This window comes from Rhizobium aethiopicum (assembly GCF_014197535.1).
Lineage (GTDB): Bacteria > Pseudomonadota > Alphaproteobacteria > Rhizobiales > Rhizobiaceae > Rhizobium > Rhizobium aethiopicum_A.
This window is the reverse complement of the sequence record NZ_JACIFV010000012.1, coordinates 100635-120867: the sequence shown is the minus strand read 5'-3', so window position 1 is coordinate 120867 and position 20233 is coordinate 100635. Positions and strand designations below refer to the sequence as shown.

The window sequence follows — 20233 nt, the reverse complement described above, 5'->3', positions numbered from 1 at the left end:
CCTCACAGAAAGCACAAAAACAATCCGAACGTCACGCCGGCAAGCACCATGCAGCTCGCCTGAAACACGGAGACACCGTCTTCGATGTCGCCTGAGGTCGCGACATCGCGTCCGGAATTGTTGATCATCGGTTCGGTGACGAGCACGCCGCCATAGATGCGCGGCCCAGCAAGCTGGACATTCAGCGCACCCGCCATTGCCGCTTCCGGACGGCCGGAATTCGGCGAACGGTGCAAGCCGCCGTCGCGCATCGCCACCCGAATTGCCTCGCGGCAGGCGCTGGTGCCGCACCGGATCCAGGCGCCGGCAGCAATCAGCAGGATGGAAAGGCGCGCAGCCAGCCAGTTGGCGACATCGTCGAGCCGGGCGGCGGCCCAGCCGAAATCGATGTATTTTTCCGATCTATGGCCGATCATCGAATCCGCCGTGTTCAGCATCTTGTAGGCGAAAAGCCCTGGCAGACCGAAGATAGCATACCAAATTGCCGGCGCGACGACGCCATCGGAGAAGTTCTCGGCAAGGCTTTCGATCGCCGCGCGGCAGACGGCCGGCTCATCCAGCGTCTCGGGATCGCGCCCGACAATGCGGCCGACGGCGGCCCGCCCACCGGCAAGCCCCTCCTCACGCAGGGCGACGGCAACGGCGGCGACGTGGTCGGCAAGGCTCTTCTGCGCCAGAAAGATCGCCACCAGTCCGGTCTCCAGCAGGATACCGCCGAGGCCGAACAGCGCGAAAAACCGGTTGAACACGAAGCCTGCCGCCACAGCCAGCAACAGCAGCGCCAGGATGGCGGCAACGCCGTTCATCCGCCGTTGATGCCCCGTGAGGCTTGAAGGATTGAGCTGCTGGTCGGCATAGGAGATCACCGCTCCGAAAATCGCGACGGGATGCGGCACGCGCGACCAGAGCCATTGCGGATCGCCGACTATCCGGTCGAGCAGCAGCGCCAGAAGCAGCACGAGAAGGTTTAGATCGATCGTCATCGCTCAAATCTCTGAAGGACTTCGCCAAGCCGCCGGTCCGCCGCCGGATCGGGCGTCAGCCCGAAACGCAGCCAAGCGGGCGCATAGTCGAATTTGCGGACGAGAATATGATGCCGGCAGAGATGAGTGTAAATGTCGCTCGCCCTGGCATCGTCGACAAGGGTGAACAACGCCGTTCCCCCTGTGATCTGCAGCCCGAGCCCGGTCAGCACGGCATGAAGCCCGGCGCGGCGTTCATCGATGAGCCGGCGGATGGGGGAAACGTCCGAACGCAGCAGCGAGCCGGCTATCGAAAGGGCCGGTCCGGAAACCGCCCAGGGTCCGAGCCACTCCTCGAAACGCTTGAGAATATCGTCACGCGCAATCGCAAAGCCGAGCCGAAGGCCGGCGAGCCCGAAAAACTTACCGAAGGAGCGGAAGATCACCAGGTTGGAAAGCCTCTGCGCGTGGCCCGCGAGACTGAGCGCCGGATCGACATCGCCGAAGGCTTCGTCGACAACGAGCAGTCCATTGACCGCCTTCATCCTGTCATGCAGGCCAATCAGCGTTTCCACAGGGCATGTCAGCCCATCGGGATTGTTCGGATTGACGACGACGGTAAGCCGATGCTCGGTTCCGATCGCAGCGACGTGATCGACGGTATCGACGGCAAAACCGGCCGAAATAAAAGCGCGCGCATACTCGCCATAGGTCGGCGCCACAATGGCGACCCTGGCACCCTCACCCTTTGTCAGCAATCGCGGCAGAAGCTGGATCACCGATTGCGTGCCGGGCACCGGCAGCGGCAGGATCTCGCCGCTCCCGTAGTAATCGCGCGCCGCCCGCCTTGCCTCTTCGACCAGATGGCTGTCCGGCAGCCGGTGCCAAGCCCTTGTCGGGATCTCCGGCAGAGCAGCCGGGCACGGATTGATCCCCGTGGAAAGGTCGAGCCAGTCTTCCGGCCTGCCGCCAAAGGCGGCAGCAGCGCCAGTAACTCCGCCACCATGGATGATCGGCGCGCTCACGCGGCAATCCCGGCGAGATCGATCAGATGCATATAGGAACCCGCCACCTGCCCGCGCCGGAGCCCCGCCGGGCCGAGATCGGTTCCGAGCGCATCCCGCACCTGAAACAGCCGCTCGCCCTCGCCTTCCGAAATGAGGGTGGAATAGTGGAACTCATGCGCCGTCATTGCCCGCTGAAAGATCGCATGATCGAGCGGCATGACGTGGCGATAACCGAGATGGCGTTTGCGCGCGGCATAGCTGGTGACGACGGGCAGCAGGCCGAGCATCTCGTGACGCTTGCCCTCTGCGTCTATCAGCCCTTCGCCGAGCACCATGTAGCCGCCGCACTCGCCATAGATCCGGATGCCGCGCGCCGCCGCATCGAGGAGGGCGGCGCGGAAATTCGGCGCCTGGGAGAGCTTTCCGGCATGCAGCTCGGGATAACCCCCGGGCAGATAGATCGCATCGGCATCGGCAGCGGGCGCCTCGTCGGCGAGCGGCGAGAAGAAGGAAATAGCAGCCCCCCGCCGCCGCCAGCCAAGCAGCATGTGCTCATAGGAAAAGGCAAAGGCGATATCGCGGGCCACCGCAATGCGACTGCCGAGCGGCGGCAGACGATCGATATTGGCGGCCGACGGCCGGTTCAGGCCCTGCCTGGCGATGCGCAGCAAAAACTCGAAATTGCATTCCTCGGAGACGGCATCCGCCGCATGCTCGATGAAACCTTCAAGGCTCGCATGCTCACCGGCCTGGACAAGGCCGAGATGGCGATCCGGCAGAGCAAGCGCCTTGTCGCTGCCGATTACGGCAATGACAGGCATGCGGATCGCCTCAAGCGCCTGACGCAGCATTGCCTCGTGCCGTTCGCTGCCGACCTTGTTGAGGATGACGCCGGCAACGCGGACATCAGCGCGGAAACCGGCAAAGCCCGCCACCAGCGGCGCGACCGATTGCGACATGCGTGAGGCGTCGACGACCAGCACCACGGAAAGGCCGAGCTGGGCGGCCAGATCCGCTGCCGTTCCTTTGCCGTCGGCCGCCCCGTCGAACAGTCCCATCATCGCCTCGACGACGAGAATACGGTCGCCGGAGCGATGCAGCGTCGCATTGGCCGAGATCAGCTCCGGCCGCATCGCCCAGGGGTCGAAATTCAGGCAAAGCGTGCCGCTCGCGGCAGCATGGAAGGCGGGATCGATATAATCGGGGCCGGCCTTGCCGGGCGCGATCGCAATGCCGCGCCGACGCAAGGCTCTGAGCAGCCCGAGCGTCACCGTCGTCTTGCCGGCACCGGAAGAAGGAGCTGCAATCAGGAGGCCGCTCATGCCAGCACCTGGCCGGACTGGCGGAACGGATCGGGCTGCAGGCGTCGTCCGGCGAGAGCGCCGACCCAGTCGAGCGAGGCCCGCAGCCGCACCACCTCCCCGACGACGACCACCGCCGGCGGTTCGAGCCCGGAGGCGGTAACAGCCTCGGTCGCCTGCCCGAGCGTCGTCTCCAGCACCTGCTGCGCGCCGGTCGCCGCATTGCAGACGAAAGCCACGGGCTCGGATGGCGAGCGGCCAGCCGCAATGAGGTTGGCGCTGATCTGGGCGATGTGCTTCATCGCCATATACATCACGATCACGGGCGAACCCTTACCGATCGCTTCCCAGTCGATTCTGTCGGGCACGATGCCGGAGGAATCATGGCCGGTGAGAAACGTCACCGCATGATTGATCTCGCGATGCGTCACCGGAATGCCGGCATAGGCAAGCCCGCCGATACCGGCGGTGATCCCCGGCACGATGCGGAAAGGGATATTGTGCTCGACCAGCGTCAGCGCCTCCTCCCCGCCGCGCCCGAAGACGAAGGGATCGCCCCCCTTCAGCCGCAGCACCCGCTTACCGGCGCGCGCCAACTCCACCAGCCTGAGCGAAATATCCCGCTGCTTGGCCGAAGGCTTGCCGCCGCGTTTTCCCGCATATTCGAATTCGGCGCCGGGGTGCGCAAGCCTCAGACAGTCCTCATTCACCAGCGCGTCATGGACGATCACATCGGCCTCGGCGAGCCCCTTGGCGGCCAAGAGCGTCAGCAGGCCCGGATCACCCGGACCGGCCCCGACGAGCCAGACGCTGCCCGGCTCCAACGCCGGCAAATGGGAGAATGCGCTATTCGACATTTTGTTGATCTAGGCCCAGCGAGGGCCAAGGTCAACGCTGCCTGCGCCACCTCACTTGAAGTTGCTGAGATGACAATGACTCACTTTGCAAACAAGCGGATTCGATATCTCGGGAAAGCTGCGTAACAACATGAATATATTATAGTATTATCTAAATAAGGCCGCCCGCGGCGGGGACTACTGATAACGTCGTCCAACTCCTTTTCGTCATGCTCGGGCTTGCCCCGAGCCGGCATCCGCGGCAGCCCCCGGCACAAGGCCGAGGGGTGACGCCGAGAAAAAGGCACGTCGGAAGTTGACGCCTGCTGCAATCGGCCTTCAAGGCACTCAGCCGCGAAGCAGCGTATCGCGGATCAGCTTCAGGACCTTTTCCGAGTCGATCCCTGTGGTGACGATCTGGCTCGGCCGATCATCCCAATCGCCGGGCGGGAAGCGGCGGCCATCCGGCTTGACGATCGTCTGGCCGTCGGCAATGCCGCCGCAGACGACGCGCACCGCGCCCGATATCGACGAGAACAGTTCCGGCGCCACGACGTAGACTGCGGCGCAGCTGTCATGCACCATCATGCCGTCTTCAACCGCATGCTTGTAGAAATCGATGTAGGACTGCGAGAGTGCGTCGAGCAGCTTCACCGCCCCGTCGCCCTCGGCCGCCATCTGCCCGAGATAACTGCGGCTCATCGTTGTGATCGAAGTAACGTCGAGACCGATGACGGCCACCTTCCAGGGCGCGGTCATGACGATGTCGGCGGCCTCGGGATCGCCGTGAATATTGGCCTCGGCGACCGGCGAGACATTGCCGGGCACATAGAAATTGCCGCCCATGATGATGACGTCCTTGACCAGGGTCGCAATCTCGGGGTCCTCCTTCAGCGCCATCGCCAGATTGGTCATCCGTCCGACTGCGACCAGGCGCACCTCGCCGGGATTGGCACGCACGGTGTCGATGATGAATCGGTGCGCCGGACGCGGATCGAGCGGCAGGTCGATCGCTGCGGGCACCTCGATATCGCCGAGGCCGTTGTCGCCATGCACCATGGAAGGCCATTCCCGCTCCGCGCGCGAGGCTTCGATGGTGACGCTGGCGCCCTTGGCGACGGGCGCGGGAATATTCCATTCGCGCTTGAGGAAGAGAGCATTGCGCGTCGTCGTCTCGACCGATGCATTGCCGAAAACCGTGGTGATGCCGATCAGATCGATTTCGGGATGGCGATGCAGGAAGAGAAGCGCCATGGCGTCGTCGACGCCAGGGTCAGTGTCGTAAATGACCTTGTGCATGATATGTCCTCTAGATGTGAATCGCGTGGCTGCCGGTTGGCGCCGCGAATTGCCGCCACCATAGCGACCATCAGGCTTTCTGCAACCCGCCGCGGGCGACCGCCGCCGTCGCTTGCGCCGATTTGATTTTGCCAAGTACCAGTTCGGCATCGTCGCCGATCGCCGCAAGCGCTGCCGATTCCGCAACGCCATGGCAGCCGACGCGAGCAAAGACGACGGCCGAGGGATTTGTAAGCCGCGGCGTTTCCCGCTCCAGCCGCGGAGCGTCGAAGAATAGGGCCGGCACAGCAAGATGCCTGGCAACCGCGAGGATTGCCGCCTCCTGCCGGCGGCTGTCGATGGAAGCAATGGCAGCGAGCTCATTGGCGCCGATACCGGCGGACTTGAGCGCCTCAACTGCGAGAGCCAACACCTCCGCAGGCTGCGTCCCGCGCTCGCAACCAAGACCGAGCACATGGCGCCGTGCCGGAGTGAAAGACATGTCGCTCATGGAAGCAGCCGAATGTGCTGTTGCTGTGTCCCTGCAGCCATTGCAGCTTGGAGAGGGAAATGCAACAAGGCCGGCTAAAAGCCCTCTGGAATAGCATCTTGCCTGACATTGCCCTCCATCTGCTTCTGCTGCTCTGCGCGGCTGCCTTCTTTGCCGGTTTCGTCGATGCCATTGCCGGCGGCGGCGGTCTCATCACCGTTCCCGCCATGTTGATCGCCGGCATCCCGCCACTGCAGACGCTCGGAACCAACAAGGTGCAATCGATCTTCGGCGCCGCTTCCGCGACGCTCGCCTATGCCCGCAAGGGCCATGTGGAGCTTTCCGAACAGCTGCCGATGGCGCTGATGGCGCTCATGGGCGGAGCACTCGGCGCCGCTCTTGCGACGATCGTACCAGGACAGGTGCTTCAAGCGATCATGCCTGTGCTGTTGCTGGCAATCGCGATCTTCTTCGCCGTCAAACCGAATCTCAACGACCTCGATAAACACCGTCTCATCACGCCCTTCGCCTTCGGCTTGACGCTTGTTCCGGCCATCGGCTTCTACGACGGCGTCTTCGGCCCCGGCACCGGCTCTTTCTTCATGCTCGCCTTCGTCACCCTCGCCGGCTTCGGCGTGCTGAAGGCGACGGCCCACACCAAACTTTTGAATTTCGGCTCGAATTTCGGTGCGCTGATCGTCTTCGCAAGCTTCGGCGCGATCCTCTGGAAAATCGGCCTGCTGATGGGCGTCTGCCAATTCCTCGGCGCACAAGTGGGCTCCCGGCTTGCCATGCGCATCGGCGCAAAGCTGATCAAGCCGCTACTCGTGATCGTCTGCGTCGCTTTGGCGGTTAAGCTGCTCGCCGATCCGGCAAATCCGCTGCGGGTCTGGCTCGGCCTCTAAAGCCGCTCTCAGAACTCCACGCCAGCCTGGCCTTTGATGCCGGAGCGGAAGGGGTGTTTGACGAGTTCCATCTCCGTCACCAGATCGGCGATCTCGATGAGCTCTTCCTTGGCGTTGCGCCCTGTCAGCACGACATGCGTCATGGCGGGTTTCTCATTCTTCAGGAAGGCGACGACGTCGTTGATGTCGAGATAATCGTAGCGCAGCGCGATGTTGATCTCGTCGAGCAGCACCATGGAATTGCGTTCGTCGCGGATCAGCTCCTTGGCCTTTTCCCAGGCCGCGGAGGCGGCGGCGATGTCGCGGGCCCGGTCCTGCGTTTCCCAGGTGAAGCCCTCGCCCATCGTATGGAACTGGCAGAGATCGGAAAAATGCTTCTCGATCAGGTCGCGCTCGCCGGTCCACATTGCTCCCTTGATGAACTGCACGACGGCCGACGGCTTGCCATGGGCGATGTGGCGGAAGATCATGCCGAAGGCGGCTGATGACTTGCCCTTACCCTTGCCGGTATGGACGATGATCAGGCCCTTGCCGTCCGTCTTGGTCGCCATGATCTTGTCGCGCGCAGCCTTCTTCTTCGCCATCTTCTCGGCGTGGCGCGCATCATCCTTGGCCAATTCGTTTTCTGGGATCTCGTCGCTCATCAGTGCACCTCATTCAGTTTCGTAGCAGCCAGGTCGAACCGGGCCGAATTGCTGCGCGGCGTCCAGAGCCCGCGATCGATCGCCTCGCGCAGTCGCTCTCTCATCTCGTCGAATGCCGCCGGGTTTTTCTCGATCATGAAACCGCGCACGCCCGAATCGGCGACGAAGGCCTGATAGACCGCCTCGAAATGATGCGCGCCGACCGCGCCCGTCGTCGCCGCGAAGGCGAAGAGATAATCGACGGTGGCGGCGATCTCGGCGGCTCCCTTGTAGCCATGGCGCATCACGCCCGATATCCATTTCGGATTGACCGCGCGCCCGCGCACGACGCGGCCGATTTCCTCTTCGAGCGAGCGGATCAAGGGTCGTTCGGGCCTGGAATGATCGTTATGATAGATCGCGGGACGCGTACCGGCGAGCTGCTCGGCCGCCGCCGCCATGCCGCCCTCGAACTGGTAATAGTCGTCACTGTCGAGCAGGTCATGCTCGCGATTGTCCTGGTTCTGAATGACGGCCTGCACCGAGCGCAGCCGCTCCTCGAACAGGCCGCGTTCGGCCCTGCCTTCCTCGCCGGCGCCGTAGGCATAACTTCCCCACACGAGATAGGCCTCGGCAAGATCGGCACGCCGCTCCCAGCCCTTTTCATCGATCAGTGCCTGCAGGCCCGCGCCGTAGGCGCCGGGTTTCGAGCCGAAGACGCGGTAGCCCGCCCGACGCTTCGCCGAGGCTGCGTCGAGACCGGCAGCCTCAAGCCTTGCCGTCTCTCCGCGCATGCGCGCGGCGATCGGATTGTCGGCCTCGTCCTCTTCGAGCGAGCCGACTGCCCGGATCGCCTTGTCGAACAGGGCGATCTGCTCCGGAAAGGCGTCGCGGAAGAAGCCGGAAATTCGCAGCGTCACATCGACGCGCGGCCGCCCGAGCACTGCTTGCGATATGATCTCATAGCCGGTGACGCGGCGCGAACTCATGTCCCAGAGCGGCTTGACGCCGATCAGCGCCAAAGCTTGGGCGATATCGTCACCACCCGTGCGCATGTTCGACGTGCCCCAGGCCGTCAGCCCGAAGGAGACCGGCCACTCGCCACGATCCTGAACATAGCGGCGCACCAGCAGTTCGGCCGATTTTTTGCCGAGTTCATAGGCGGCCGGCGTCGGCACGGCGCGACTGTCGACCGAATAGAAATTACGGCCTGTCGGCAGCACGTCCGGCCGGCCGCGGGTCGGCGCGCCTGAGGGGCCGGGGGCGACGAAGCGACCGTCGAGGCCGCGGAGCAGCCCATCGATCTCGGCGCGGCCGCAGGCGAGGATGGAGGGTTTGAGCCGGGTCTCGATCTCCGAAAGTACAGCCCGCGTTGCCGTCCAGTCTGCAGGGCATTCCATTTCGCCGGCAACGAGCTTGGCAGCGAGCAGCTCGATTCGCTCGACCGCGTCGCCGTTGGTGCGCCAGGGAGCCTTGGTGATATCGGCGAGGATTGCCGGGCGTGGCCCGACCCAAAGGGCAGCCATGTCGCAGTCGAGTGGGTCGAAGACAGACCCCTCCCCAACCCCTCCCCACAGGTGGGAGGGGCTTGCTGGACGCACCGCCTCCACATCATCTTTGAGCGCAGAGATTGCCGCGGGCGCAGCGGTAAGTCCCTCCCCCTTGTGGGGAGGGGTTGGGGAGGGGTTTCTCACAGCATCCCCAGCAATCGCCCGCTGCAAACTCGCATCGCCACCCTCTCCCAGCCCGCGCGGTACCCGCGCCAGCGCCACGGTCAAATCCGTCAGCAACCGCCCCTCCGGCGACACGCCGAAGACATGCAACCCATCACGGATCTGCATCTCTTTCAGATCGCAGAGATAGGCGTCGAGCTTCTTCAGCGCCTCACCTTCGCTCTCGCCTTTCGCAATCCCCGCATCCCGATCCAGCCCGATATCGGTGACGAGGTCGAGGATCTGGCGGCTGAGCAGCCGGATACGGCGAGGGTCGCCGCCGGCGGCCTCGTAATATTCGTCGACCAGCGCCTCCAGGTCCTTGAGCGGCCCGTAGCTCTCGGCCCGCGTCAAAGGCGGCGTCAGGTGATCGATGATCACGGCGGCGGTGCGGCGCTTGGCCTGCGTGCCCTCGCCCGGATCATTGACGATAAAGGGATAAAGATGCGGCAACGGCCCGAGGATCGCTTCCGGATAACACGTCTCCGACAGCGCCAGCGCCTTGCCCGGCAGCCATTCGAGATTGCCATGCTTGCCCATATGAATGACGGCGTCAGCGCCAAATTCGTGCCGCAGGAAAGCATAGAAGGCGATATAGCCATGCGGCGGCACGAGATCCGGCGAATGATAGCTCTCCTTCGGATCGATATTGTAGCCGCGTGCCGGCTGAATGCCTACCAGGACGCCGCCCAAGCGGGCGAAAGGCAGGGCGAAGACGCCGTCGCGAAAATAGGGGTCGTTCTCTGGCTCGCCCCAGCGGTCCGTCACATCATCCTGAATCTTTTTGGGAAGAGATCCCAGGAAGTTTTTGTAGCGACTGAGCGAAAGAGCCTCGCGGATGACCCGGCCGTCATGCACGGAATTGGTCGGCCCCTCCATCAGATGGCGGATCAGCGCGTCGCCATCGGCCGGAACATCGGCGACCGGATAACCCGCACCCGCCATCGCCCGAAGCACCTCGATGCTGCCGGCCGGCGTGTCGAGCCCGACGCCGTTGCCGAGCCGGCCGTCGCGGTTCGGATAATTCGCCATGACGAGGGCGATGCGCCTCGTATTGGCGGGCCTCCCGCGCAGCCGCGCCCAGTTGGCGGCAAGCTCTGCCGTATAGCGCACCCGGCCGGCATCGGGCACGCTGGCGACGATGTTCGCCTCGACAGCCGCGTCGTAACGCGCCGCCGTCTTGAAGGACACCGCCCGAGCCAATACGCGCCCGTCGACTTCAGGCAACGCCACATTCATGCCGAGGTCGCGCGCCGACAGACCTTGAGACGAAGCTTCCCAGGCCTCCTTCGACGAAGCCGACAGGATTGCCTGCAGCACGACTGCGCCATCCGCCTCCAGCACCGTCGGTTGCCGGTCCGCGCCCGGTGCGGAGACCGCAAAGCCCGTTGTGTTGATGACGACATCCGGTTTCAACGCCGAAAACACGCTCTCGAGAATCCCTGTCGAAACGGGATCCTTTAGGCTGTAGGCAAAGACCGGCAGCGGCCGCAGGCCAAGTGCGGCCAGGGCCTCGACCAGCGCTTCGACCGGCCCGATCTCGCCGCTCTGGACGAGGGCACGGTAGAAGCTGATGGCGACGATGGGGGACGTGGGTTCGAATTCCACCTCTTCTGTCGAGCTTGGTGCCCCACGCTTGACGGACGACGTTGGCGCGACATGCGAACCGACGACCCGCCGCCACTCCTCGACCCCGATCAGCCCCCGCCCTGGCCACCAGATGCCCGCCTTCATCAGCGGCGCTGCCGGCGCCGGCTTCTCCGCGCCCGACAGCATCGCCGACGCATAGGTGAGAAAATCCCGCGTGTTGGTGTCGCCGCCTTCGATCAGATAGGCCCAGAGCCCGTTGAGATCGTTGAGGTCAACATTGGAGAAAGGAACCAGCCCCGCATCCGGCTTGGCATCGCCGGGCAATACCGCAATCAATGCGCCGTTGCGTGCGGCAACGGCGTGCAGCGCCTCCAGCGCATAATGGAAATAGCTGGCGCCGCCGAGCGCACGCACGACGATCAGCTTGGCATGCCTGGCCGTTCGCTCGACATAGGTATCGACCGACATCGGATGCTTGAGGCTCATCAGATTCGCGAGCCTCAGCGAATGCGGCATCCCCTCGCACTCGCGATAGGCGGTAGCGATCGCCGCAAGCTCGGTGTCGGCGGCCGAAAGGAACAGGATATCGCCCGGCGACTGGCCGAGGTCTATCGCCTCCTCGCCGTCGCTGATCGTTCCCTGCTGGGCCAGAAGCAGATGCATCGATTATCCCTGAACGAGCGCTTCGATCGCCTTGCGCACCGCGTCCTGGTTAATTTCGCGCAAGCCGATGACGACGAGGCGCGTTCGGCGCGCCTCACCCGCTGCCCAGGCGCGGTCGAAATACTGGTCGATGCGGCTGCCGACGGCCTGCAGCTGCAGGCGCATGGGCTTGCCCGAAACGTCGATGAAGCCCTTGAGGCGCAGCACGTCGTGCTCGGCGATGATGCCCTTCAGCTTTTCGATAAAGCCTGTCGGATCGGAAACAGCGCCGAGTTCGACAACGAAGCTGTCGAATTCGTCGTGATCGTGCGGCGCCCCCTCCTCGTGCTCCAGCTCGTGATGGGACTTGCGATTGGCGATATCGTCTTCTGTGCCGATGCCGAGGCCGAGCAACACACCGGCCGGCACTTCGCCATTCCTGGCCTCGATCATGACCGGCTTCCGGGCGATGCGGGAGGCGACTTCGTTCTTCACACGGCCCAGGCCATCCCCATCGATCAGATCGGTCTTGTTGAGGACGATGAGATCGGCGCATGTGAGCTGGTCTTCGAACAGCTCCTCGATCGGGCTCTCATGATCGAGCGAGTTGTCCTCGACGCGCGCCGCCTCGACCGCATCATGGTCGTCGGCGAAACGGCCGGCGGCAACGGCCGCACTGTCGACAACCGTAATGACGCCGTCGACGGTCACCTGGGTGCGGATATCAGGCCAGTTGAAGGCGGCGACCAGCGGCTGTGGCAGGGCGAGGCCGGAGGTTTCGATGACGATATGGTCAGGCCGCTGTTCGCGCTCCAGGAGCTTCGTCATCGTTGGAATGAAATCGTCGGCGGCGGTGCAGCAGATACAGCCATTGGTGAGCTCGATAATGTCGTCCTCGCTGCAATTCTCCGCGCCGCAGCCCTTCAGCACTTCGCCGTCGACGCCGAGATCGCCGAACTCGTTGATGATGAGCGCAATCTTTTTGCCGGCGGCATTGGTGAGCAGGTTGCGGATCATCGTCGTCTTGCCGGCGCCGAGGAAGCCGGTGATGACGGTTGCGGGGATTTTCTGCTGGTTCATGGAACTTCAACCCTTCATTTTCAGCGGCAGACCGGCCGCGATGAAATAGACTTCGTCGGCCTTCGCCGCGATTATTTGGTGCAGCCGTCCGGCATGATCGCGAAAATCGCGCGCCATGCGATTGTCAGGCACAATGCCGAGGCCAACCTCGTTGGAAACGAAGACCAGCCGCGCCTTGGCGCCAGGCAGGAAATCGGCGAGCGCGGCAAATTCCACCGCCATGTCGCGCTCCTCCATCATCAGGTTGGTCACCCAGAGCGTCAGGCAATCGACAAGCACAATGCGCCCCTCGCCGTCGATCGCGGCAAGCACGCCGAGAAGATCGAGCGGCTCCTCATGCGTCGTCCAGGAAGGGCCGCGATCGGCCTTGTGCTGGGCAATACGCGTCTGCATCTCCTCGTCCCAGGCACGGCCGGTGGCGAGGTAGTGGCGCTCGAGGCCGCTTGCCATAACGAGATTTTCGGCAAAACGGGATTTGCCGGAGCGGGCGCCGCCGAGGATGAGGGTGGTGGTCATGCCGAAGCGACCCTCCGAGAGAGGGCAAGGCGGCGCCAAATCTCTCTTCTCCCCAGCGGGGAGAAGGTGCCGGCAGGCGGTTGAGGGGGTGAGCGGCGAAGCCGCGAATGGACCGAGCGCAAGCGAAGGGCAAAAGGACGGAGGTGCCGCGCGGCCCCCTCATCCGACCCTTCGGGCCACCTTCTCCCCGCTGGGGAGAAGGGGAACCCCAATCGCACCACCAGAGGCGGCGCTGAAATCGTTCCTTCAGCCAAAACAACCTCCGTGCTGGCAGCGGGCCTCTTGCCCAGGGTTGGGCTTTTCGCCCGGCACGGAAGGCAGGTCTCCTGGCTCGCGGTTATCGGCGGCGATCGGGGCGAACCGGAAGCCCGGTCGCCCCTGATCGTGCCATCGGATCTGCCTCACCTTCCCGGCTGCCTCGGTGAAAAGGTGGACGATTCGTAGAGATAGAGGCGTCCGACCCCGGTTAATCACCATGCATTTCCAGTGGCTTTTCCGGCATGTCGCCCATCCCGTCCGCCTGCACGATTGCGGCCAGGCCGGAAGAGCTTCGATGCCGGATGGAAGACCCTGACCGCTCTACAGTCGCGGGGTCGGCTGTGATAAAGGCGCCCGATGTGGGTCCGCCCCGTCACATTCCCTTTTCATCCGGAAGGCGAAATGCCGATCCGGAACCATCCGTTATTCCTGGGATGGTTAGGGAAGCCGCGAGGTGAAGTCAACCGACCTTTGCAACCACCCCAACTCCAGACTGCGCGAAAGACCAGCCAACACCACTGACCCTACCGGAAATATCGTCTTTTATCAGCGGCTTACGTCATGAATATTTGATGTGGTCGTCGGCTTTTCGCCGCAATTGCGTTGCAAGGCGACTGCACCTCCGCCCTTGACCCGGCCTCTCCTCGCCTAGTTGTCTAGCCATGCTTATGAAATTGGATCGCCGCCGCCTGCGCGCGCTGCGTGTTTTCTTCGATCCGGGGCGGCTGCGCGCCCTGACGCGCCGCAGCGAAGTCGGCCTGTCGCTGGCAGGCGCCATCGTCGGCATCGCCTCGGGTCTTGCCGTGACCGGCATGAGCTATGTCTCCAACCAGCTGCACCAACTTGTTTTCGGCATCGCCGACAGCGAAAGGCTGAGCGCGTCGGTAATCCAGGACAAGATGCTGCTGCTCACCGCCCCTGTCATCGGTGGCGCCCTGCTCGGCCTGCTGCTCATGGCGCTCGCCAAACGGCGCAAAAAACCAATGGTTGACCCGATCGAGGCGAATGCACTGCATGGCGGCCGCCTCTCCCTGACAGATAGCATCATCGTTGCCGTACAGAACCTGATCTCCAACGGCTTCGGCGCCTCCGTCGGCCTGGAAGCCGGCTATACCCAGCTCGCCGCCGGCATCGCCTCCAAATTCGGCCTCAAGCTGCAGCTGCGCCGCTCGGATCTGCGCATCCTCGTCGGTTGCGGCGCGGCCGGCGCCATCGCCGCCGCCTTCAACGCGCCGCTGACGGGCGCCTTCTACGCCTTCGAGCTGATCATCGGCACCTACACCATCGTGTCGTTGACCCCGGTCGTCGTCTCCGCCCTCGTTTCAACCCTCATCGCAAGGTTGCTTGCCGAGGGCGATTTCACCATCGATATCGGCAGCTTCGGCACGGTCGTGCCTGCCGATTATGTGCCGGCGCTGCTGCTCGGCGTCTTCTGCGCCGGCGTTGGCATTCTCCTCATGCAGGGCGTGGCCTTCATCGAGGAGCTGGCCCGCAAAAGCTCGATCGCCACGCCCTTTCGCCCGGCGCTCGGCGGCATCATCGTCGGGCTTCTCGCGATGATCTCGCCGCAGGTCCTTTCGGCGGGGCACGGCGCGCTGCATCTCAACCTGTCCCGCGACGTGGCGATCCCGGCGCTGATCGGTCTCTTCCTCCTGAAATCCCTTGCCTCGGCGATCTCGATCGGCTCCGGTTTCAGGGGCGGGCTGTTTTTCGCCTCGCTGTTCATGGGCGCCCTGCTCGGCAAGCTCTTTGCTTATTGCGGCCCCTATTTCGCCGATGCGACATTGACGCCGGTCATTTATGCCGTGGTCGGGATGAGTTCCCTGTCGGTCGCCGTCATTGGCGGGCCGCTGACGATGACCTTTCTGGCGCTCGAAATCACAGGCGATTTCCCGATCACGGCACTGGTTCTTGCCGCCGTCATCACCTCCTCGCTCGTCGTGCGCTCGACCTTCGGCTACTCCTTCGCCACGTGGCGCTTCCACCTGCGCGGCGAAAGCATCCGCAGCGCCCACGACGTTGGCTGGATTCGCAATTTGACGGTGAACAAACTGATGCGTGCCGACGTGAAGACGGCAAAGGCCGATATCTCGCTGGAAGACTTCAAGAAGGCCTTCCCGATCGGCTCAACCCAACGCGTCATTCTCGTCGAGGAGAACGACAAATATGCCGGTCTCGTGCTGGTGCCTGAGATCTATGCCAACCCGACCGACGTCCAGGACGAGAGCCAGACGCTTGCCGATTTCGTCCGCTACCGCAATGATTTCCTGCAGCCGCAGATGAATGCCAAGCAGGCGGCAGCGATCTTCGACAAGAGCGAAAGCGAAGCGCTCGCCGTCGTCAACAATCTGATCGAGCGCAAGGTGGTGGGACAACTCAGCGAAAGCCACACGCTGCGTCGCTACAGCGAAGAACTCGACCGGCGCCGCCGCGAGGTGTCGGGCGAGATTTGAGCGAGCCTAAGAAGCGGCGCCGGCAAGCCTGTAAACGTCGGCCCTCTTCGAAACGCCGCGCAGCTCGAAAGCGCCGAGATAGTCGCAGGGCACGGCGCAGGTCGCTGCGAAGCTTTCCGACAGCAGCAGGGGCTGCTCAAGCGTTCCGCACAGCTTTTCAAGCCGCGACGCCTCGTTGACGGCCCTGCCGATCACGGTGAAGTCCAGCCGGCCTTGGGCACCGACATTTCCGTAAAAAACCTCGCCGAGATGCAAGACGACATCAATCCCGATATCGGGGCCACCATTCAGCGTCCGTTCGCGATTGAGCTCCTCGTTTGCTCTCAGCAGGTTCTGCGCCGAAGCCAATGCGGCCTTGCAAGCCCTTTGCGGATCCTCGGCGTCCGTCGGAAAGATTGCCAGCACGCTATCGCCCATGAACTTGAGGATCTCGCCGGAATTTTCCTCGACGTGCCGGTCGATCAGTTCGAAATGTTCGTTGAGAAAGCCGACGATCTCCCCCGGCTGATAGGCCTCGGTCAGCGCCGTGAAGTTGCGGAGGTCGGCAAGAAGGATGGCGGCATCGATGGAGCCGCCCATTCCCCTGCGGGTTTCACCGGCAAGGATGCGCGCACTCGTCCTGGCGCCGGTATAGACGGCAAGAATATCGGTCGCCGTCTTCGAAACCGCCACACGGTAAGCGGCAAGTCCCAGCGCTGGGAACAGTTCATCGATGATCGCCAGCTGATCATCCGAAAATCCGCCCGGAGAATCGCTCGTCAGAGAGAAACCGAGCCCGCGCAGCGCGACTTCCTTCGGGAACTCGAAAAGATTGACCACATGGTCCGTGCCACCGGCAAGCGCGAATTCGTAGAGCTCACCATAGTGGAGACCCTCGCCTTTAGCCAGGTTCCACCGCCCCGTCTTCTCACCGCGGTTCAGAAGATAGAATATCGGCGTCTTCACGAAGTTGCGCTCGGTCTCGCTGCCGTGCTCCGCATTCTCGAGAACAGTCTCACCGCCCCGCACGAAATTGGCCGCGATGCCGCGATACATCGGATGCAGGGACGGCATGCGGATGCTTGCCCGCCAGATCGGAAACCCGTCCGCGATCAGCCGTTCACACAGGCCGGCGACGAGATCACCGATATGCTCGCTGGTGATTCCCTGCTCTATAACCCACTGGATATGATCTTTAATTTTAGAAACCTCCGCATGAGGATCAACAACCATTCATTAGCCTGCTTCGCACCGCGATTCTACCCTTGAGAGAAGTGGGTAATGCAATACGACCGAAGATGCGCCTCTCCTTTCAAGACTCCGACTGCGGCCAACGTGTTTTCAAGCGGGCGTCTCTCGGCCTTTTTGATCGGCAGTGAAATCCGGTAGTCTCAAATGGCCCCTTGCGCGACCTTCTTCAACGCACCGCACCCTGAGACGCGAAGCCGCAGGCGCGGCCTTGATGGGTGGCAGCTAATCAATCAGCCCGGCCAGCCAGTGTGGGTCGAGGCAACGTTGCAATTCCCCGGCGATCTCATTGAGCGCCTGGTCCACTCCCTGACGATAATTCGTCCGCTCGCCCGATAACCCAAAGCTTTCCAGCAGCCGGGCGCGATAGGCATCGCTCCCGAAGAGCCCATGCAGATAGGTGCCCATGATCCGCCCGTCGGCCGAAACCGCTCCGTCGGGCGCACCGTCGACGATCGCGGAAGGCCTGACACAATCCGGGCCGCGGGTGATGCCGAGATGGATCTGGTAGCCGGAAAGCACCGCGTCATATTCGGTCGAGCGGGCATGGCTGTTGCGAACGGTCTTCTCAGGCGCCATCTCGGTTTCGACGTCGAGAAGCCCGAGCCCCGGCGTCTCGCTCGTGCCGCCCTCGATACCGCGCGGGTCATGCACCATGCGGCCGAGCATCTGATAGCCGCCGCAGATGCCGATCACCCGCCCGCCGCGCCGGACATGCGCCGCAAGATCGCGGTCCCAGCCTTGAACTCTGAAATCGGCGAGGTCCGCTATCGTCGATTTCGACCCTGGAAGAATGACGAGGCTCGCATCGGCAGGCAACCGTTCGCCCCCTCGGACGAAGACCAGCTCGACATCCGCCTCCGCCCTCAGCGGATCGAGATCGTCGAAATTGGCGATGCGCGGCAGCACCGGCACGGCGATCTTCAGCGCCCCGGCACCGCCTCTCGCCAGCCGCTCGAGCACGACCGAATCTTCGGCCGGTAGACGCCCGGCAGCCTGCAGCCACGGCACCACGCCGAAGCAGGGCCAGCCGGTGAAGCCTTCGATCGCGCGGATACCGTCGTCGAACAGCGAGACGTCGCCGCGAAATTTGTTGATGAGATAGCCCGCGATCATCGCTCGATCGCCCTCGTCGAGGATCGCCTTCGTGCCGACCAGCGAGGCGATGACGCCGCCCCGGTCGATATCGCCGACGAGCACGACGGGCACGCCCGCTTTCGTCGCAAAGCCCATATTGGCGATGTCGCCAGCCCTGAGATTGATTTCTGCCGGCGAGCCGGCACCCTCGACGATGATGAGGTCAGCGCCGGCAGACACCTTTTCGAAGCTTTCGAGTACGGCGCCGAGCAGTTGCGGCTTCAGCCGCTGATAATCCCGCCCTTTCGCCTGTCCGAACACCCTTCCCTGCACGATGATCTGGCTGCCGCTCTCCGATTGCGGCTTGAGCAGCACCGGGTTCATATGCACCGAGGACGGGGTGCGGGCGGCGAGCGACTGCAGCCATTGCGCGCGGCCGATCTCGCCGCCGTCATCGGCGACCGCCGCGTTGTTCGACATGTTCTGAGGCTTGAACGGCCGCACGGCGAGCCCGGCATTGGTTGCCAGCCGGCAGAGACCCGCCACCAACACCGTCTTGCCGACATCCGAGCCGGTTCCCTGCAGCATGATCGCTCTTGCCATGGCGGCCGCCTTTCCCTAGAGCATCGCGCTTCCGAAAATCGGCTCACATTTTCGGGCCGATGCACTAGCCGGAGGCCTACAATGGCCGCCGATCCCGGGTCAAGGCTTCGGACATCCTCGCGAACGCGCGAAAACCGCGCATGGCCTTGGCTCTGCGCGGTTTGCCGAAAACTCAGGCGTCTTCGCCCCTACACGGCGAAGCTCGCTTTCTCCGGTACGCACTACCTGAACCGGAGAAGCAGCGGTCGTTGCCGCCACGCCCCAACTGATAACGGCACATTCTTACCGGAGAGTTATTGAAGGCTTACGCAAATGTTAATTTTGACTTTTTTTGATCTGCTCGGCGAAATTTCCATCACCACTGCGCCGGCGTTCGCAGACAGCGTCCATTTTCGATCCGGGGAAATTTCAGCCGTGAACTATATTCTTCGAATTCAATAATTTAGTACCGCAATCACGAGCAGAAGACGGTTGATTTCTGCGAGCGAACGCGTAGGCTTCGACAAAATATGCCATTGAAATATGGTCTGCGACGCGTTGCCGGAGCCGGTCGGACGGCGTCCGTGAACGGGAAACGCCTGTTGCGGCATCGCCGCCAGGTGAATGTCGGCAGCGCGTTGCCTAAGAACAATTCGGGGAAGACGATGAAGACGCTTTTGATTTCGGCCGTCTTTGCCGCGGCTCTTTTTAGCGCGACCGCGCCGGCCGAAGCCGCCGAGTGCGGCAAAGTTTCGATCGCCGAGATGAAATGGGCCTCGGCCGGCATTGCCGCAAACTTCGACAAGATCATCCTGGAAAAGGGCTACGGCTGCTCCGTCACCATCGTCGACGGCGACACCCTTCCGACCTTCGCCTCGATGAACGAGAAAGGCACCCCCGATATCGCTTCGGAATACTGGATCAATTCCGTCAGGGCCCTGCTCGATCAGGCCGTCAACACCGGGCGGCTGGTGCAGGGCGCCGAGATACTCGCCGATGGCGCGGTCGAGGGTTGGTTTATCCCGAAATTCATTGCCGACGCCAATCCCGATATTCGCTCGGTCGAGGACGCGCTGAAGCATCCCGAGCTTTTCCCTGCCGAGGATGATCCGTCGAAAGGGGCAGTTTACAACTGTCCCGCCGACTGGAGCTGCCAGATATCGACCACCAACCTCTTCAAGGCCCTCGCCGCCGACAAAAAAGGCTTCGAACTTGTCGAGACCGGCAGTCCCCAGCGGCTCGACGCCTCGATCGCCCGAGCTTTCGATAAGAAGATCGGCTGGCTCGGTTATTACTGGGCGCCGACCGCCATCCTCGGCAAATACGACATGACGCTGCTGAGCTTCGGCGTCAGTCACAACAAGGCCGAATGGGACCGCTGCACTGCGGTTGCCGGCTGTATCAGGCCTGAGCTCAATTCCTATCCGGTCTCGCGCGCCTTCACGCTGATGACCAGGTCTTTCGCCAGCCGCGCCGGACCCGTCACGACCTATCTCAAGACCCGCAAATGGGACAATGAGACGATCAACCAGGTGCTCGCCTGGCAGGATGAAAATCGCGAAAGCAACGAGGATGCCGCGATCTATTTCCTGCGCAATTACGAGAAGCTTTGGATGAAATGGGTGCCGGTCGATGTAGCCGAAAAAGTCAAAGCGAGCTTATAACGGCAGATGGCGCCAAGGACCGGACGATTC

At 63.1% G+C, this 20233-nt stretch carries 15 protein-coding genes and 1 riboswitch; of the genes, 3 read left to right on the top strand and 12 right to left on the bottom strand.

Annotated elements, in window-relative coordinates; genetic code table 11:
• Positions 1-2: 2 nt before the first annotated feature.
• The 6 genes from cbiB to GGD53_RS17590 all read right to left on the bottom strand — a co-directional run bounded on the left by cbiB (position 3) and on the right by GGD53_RS17590 (position 5895).
• Positions 3-983: an adenosylcobinamide-phosphate synthase CbiB gene (cbiB, locus tag GGD53_RS17615; protein ID WP_184457863.1), complete on the bottom strand. Its 981-nt coding sequence runs from the start codon at positions 981-983 to the stop codon at positions 3-5.
• On the bottom strand, positions 980-1987 hold the full coding sequence (gene cobD / locus GGD53_RS17610; protein ID WP_184457861.1) for a threonine-phosphate decarboxylase CobD: 1008 nt from the start codon (positions 1985-1987) through the stop codon (positions 980-982). The genes cbiB and cobD overlap by 4 nt, the downstream gene beginning before the upstream one ends.
• The gene (locus GGD53_RS17605) at positions 1984-3291 is read right to left on the bottom strand and encodes a cobyrinate a,c-diamide synthase (protein WP_184457859.1); all 1308 of its coding nucleotides are present in this window, start codon (positions 3289-3291) and stop codon (positions 1984-1986) included. Before GGD53_RS17605 ends, cobD begins: the two co-directional genes overlap by 4 nt.
• The gene (gene cobA / locus GGD53_RS17600) at positions 3288-4127 is read right to left on the bottom strand and encodes a uroporphyrinogen-III C-methyltransferase (protein ID WP_184457857.1); all 840 of its coding nucleotides are present in this window, start codon (positions 4125-4127) and stop codon (positions 3288-3290) included. Before cobA ends, GGD53_RS17605 begins: the two co-directional genes overlap by 4 nt.
• A gap of 327 nt (positions 4128-4454) precedes the next feature.
• Positions 4455-5405 (bottom strand): nucleoside hydrolase, encoded by a 951-nt coding sequence (locus GGD53_RS17595; RefSeq protein ID WP_184457855.1) that lies wholly within the window; start codon positions 5403-5405, stop codon positions 4455-4457.
• A 70-nt stretch (positions 5406-5475) separates the two neighbouring features.
• On the bottom strand, positions 5476-5895 hold the full coding sequence (locus tag GGD53_RS17590) for a cobalamin biosynthesis protein (RefSeq protein WP_184457853.1): 420 nt from the start codon (positions 5893-5895) through the stop codon (positions 5476-5478).
• Between the two features lie 98 nt (positions 5896-5993).
• Here GGD53_RS17590 and GGD53_RS17585 point away from each other — a divergent pair, with 98 nt between their 5' ends.
• On the top strand, positions 5994-6779 hold the full coding sequence (locus GGD53_RS17585; protein ID WP_184457852.1) for a TSUP family transporter: 786 nt from the start codon (positions 5994-5996) through the stop codon (positions 6777-6779).
• Positions 6780-6787: 8 nt separating this feature from the next.
• Here the strand turns inward: GGD53_RS17585 and cobO are convergent, their stop codons facing one another.
• The 4 genes from cobO to cobU are packed head-to-tail and all read right to left on the bottom strand — an operon-like array spanning position 6788 to position 12942.
• Entirely contained in the window at positions 6788-7423 is a 636-nt protein-coding gene (gene cobO / locus GGD53_RS17580; protein WP_184457850.1) for a cob(I)yrinic acid a,c-diamide adenosyltransferase, read from the bottom strand.
• On the bottom strand, positions 7423-11367 hold the full coding sequence (gene cobN, locus GGD53_RS17575; protein WP_184457848.1) for a cobaltochelatase subunit CobN: 3945 nt from the start codon (positions 11365-11367) through the stop codon (positions 7423-7425). The genes cobO and cobN overlap by 1 nt, the downstream gene beginning before the upstream one ends.
• A gap of 3 nt (positions 11368-11370) precedes the next feature.
• Positions 11371-12426, bottom strand: a complete 1056-nt coding sequence (gene cobW / locus GGD53_RS17570; protein ID WP_184457846.1) for a cobalamin biosynthesis protein CobW — start codon at positions 12424-12426, stop codon at positions 11371-11373.
• 6 nt (positions 12427-12432) lie between these two features.
• On the bottom strand, positions 12433-12942 hold the full coding sequence (gene cobU, locus GGD53_RS17565) for a bifunctional adenosylcobinamide kinase/adenosylcobinamide-phosphate guanylyltransferase (protein ID WP_184457844.1): 510 nt from the start codon (positions 12940-12942) through the stop codon (positions 12433-12435).
• Positions 12943-13241: 299 nt separating this feature from the next.
• Positions 13242-13636, bottom strand: a riboswitch (cobalamin riboswitch).
• 226 nt (positions 13637-13862) lie between these two features.
• Here cobU and GGD53_RS17560 point away from each other — a divergent pair.
• A complete protein-coding gene (locus GGD53_RS17560; protein WP_184457842.1) occupies positions 13863-15653 on the top strand; it encodes a chloride channel protein in 1791 nt (596 codons plus the stop codon).
• A gap of 6 nt (positions 15654-15659) precedes the next feature.
• Here the strand turns inward: GGD53_RS17560 and GGD53_RS17555 are convergent, their stop codons facing one another.
• Positions 15660-16865 carry an adenylate/guanylate cyclase domain-containing protein gene (locus GGD53_RS17555; RefSeq protein WP_246717819.1) on the bottom strand — a complete coding sequence of 402 codons (1206 nt, stop codon included), beginning with the start codon at positions 16863-16865 and terminating at the stop codon, positions 15660-15662.
• Positions 16866-17105: 240 nt separating this feature from the next.
• Positions 17106-18560, bottom strand: a complete 1455-nt coding sequence (locus GGD53_RS17550) for a cobyric acid synthase (RefSeq protein ID WP_184457840.1) — start codon at positions 18558-18560, stop codon at positions 17106-17108.
• A gap of 644 nt (positions 18561-19204) precedes the next feature.
• Between GGD53_RS17550 and GGD53_RS17545 the strand changes: the two genes are divergently transcribed.
• Positions 19205-20203, top strand: a complete 999-nt coding sequence (locus GGD53_RS17545) for a glycine betaine ABC transporter substrate-binding protein (RefSeq protein ID WP_184457838.1) — start codon at positions 19205-19207, stop codon at positions 20201-20203.
• Positions 20204-20233 lie beyond the last annotated feature (30 nt).

Coding starts and splice junctions, on each gene's coding strand:
- GGD53_RS17550 (WP_184457840.1), bottom strand. CDS start 18,560: ATGGCAAGAGCGATCATGCTGCAGGGAACCGGCTCGGATGTCGGCAAG.
- cobU (WP_184457844.1), bottom strand. CDS start 12,942: ATGACCACCACCCTCATCCTCGGCGGCGCCCGCTCCGGCAAATCCCGT.
- cobA (WP_184457857.1), bottom strand. CDS start 4,127: ATGTCGAATAGCGCATTCTCCCATTTGCCGGCGTTGGAGCCGGGCAGC.
- cobN (WP_184457848.1), bottom strand. CDS start 11,367: ATGCATCTGCTTCTGGCCCAGCAGGGAACGATCAGCGACGGCGAGGAG.
- GGD53_RS17590 (WP_184457853.1), bottom strand. CDS start 5,895: ATGAGCGACATGTCTTTCACTCCGGCACGGCGCCATGTGCTCGGTCTT.
- cbiB (WP_184457863.1), bottom strand. CDS start 983: ATGACGATCGATCTAAACCTTCTCGTGCTGCTTCTGGCGCTGCTGCTC.
- GGD53_RS17555 (WP_246717819.1), bottom strand. CDS start 16,865: ATGGTTGTTGATCCTCATGCGGAGGTTTCTAAAATTAAAGATCATATC.
- GGD53_RS17605 (WP_184457859.1), bottom strand. CDS start 3,291: ATGAGCGGCCTCCTGATTGCAGCTCCTTCTTCCGGTGCCGGCAAGACG.
- cobO (WP_184457850.1), bottom strand. CDS start 7,423: ATGAGCGACGAGATCCCAGAAAACGAATTGGCCAAGGATGATGCGCGC.
- GGD53_RS17560 (WP_184457842.1), top strand. CDS start 13,863: ATGCTTATGAAATTGGATCGCCGCCGCCTGCGCGCGCTGCGTGTTTTC.
- GGD53_RS17595 (WP_184457855.1), bottom strand. CDS start 5,405: ATGCACAAGGTCATTTACGACACTGACCCTGGCGTCGACGACGCCATG.
- GGD53_RS17545 (WP_184457838.1), top strand. CDS start 19,205: ATGAAGACGCTTTTGATTTCGGCCGTCTTTGCCGCGGCTCTTTTTAGC.
- cobW (WP_184457846.1), bottom strand. CDS start 12,426: ATGAACCAGCAGAAAATCCCCGCAACCGTCATCACCGGCTTCCTCGGC.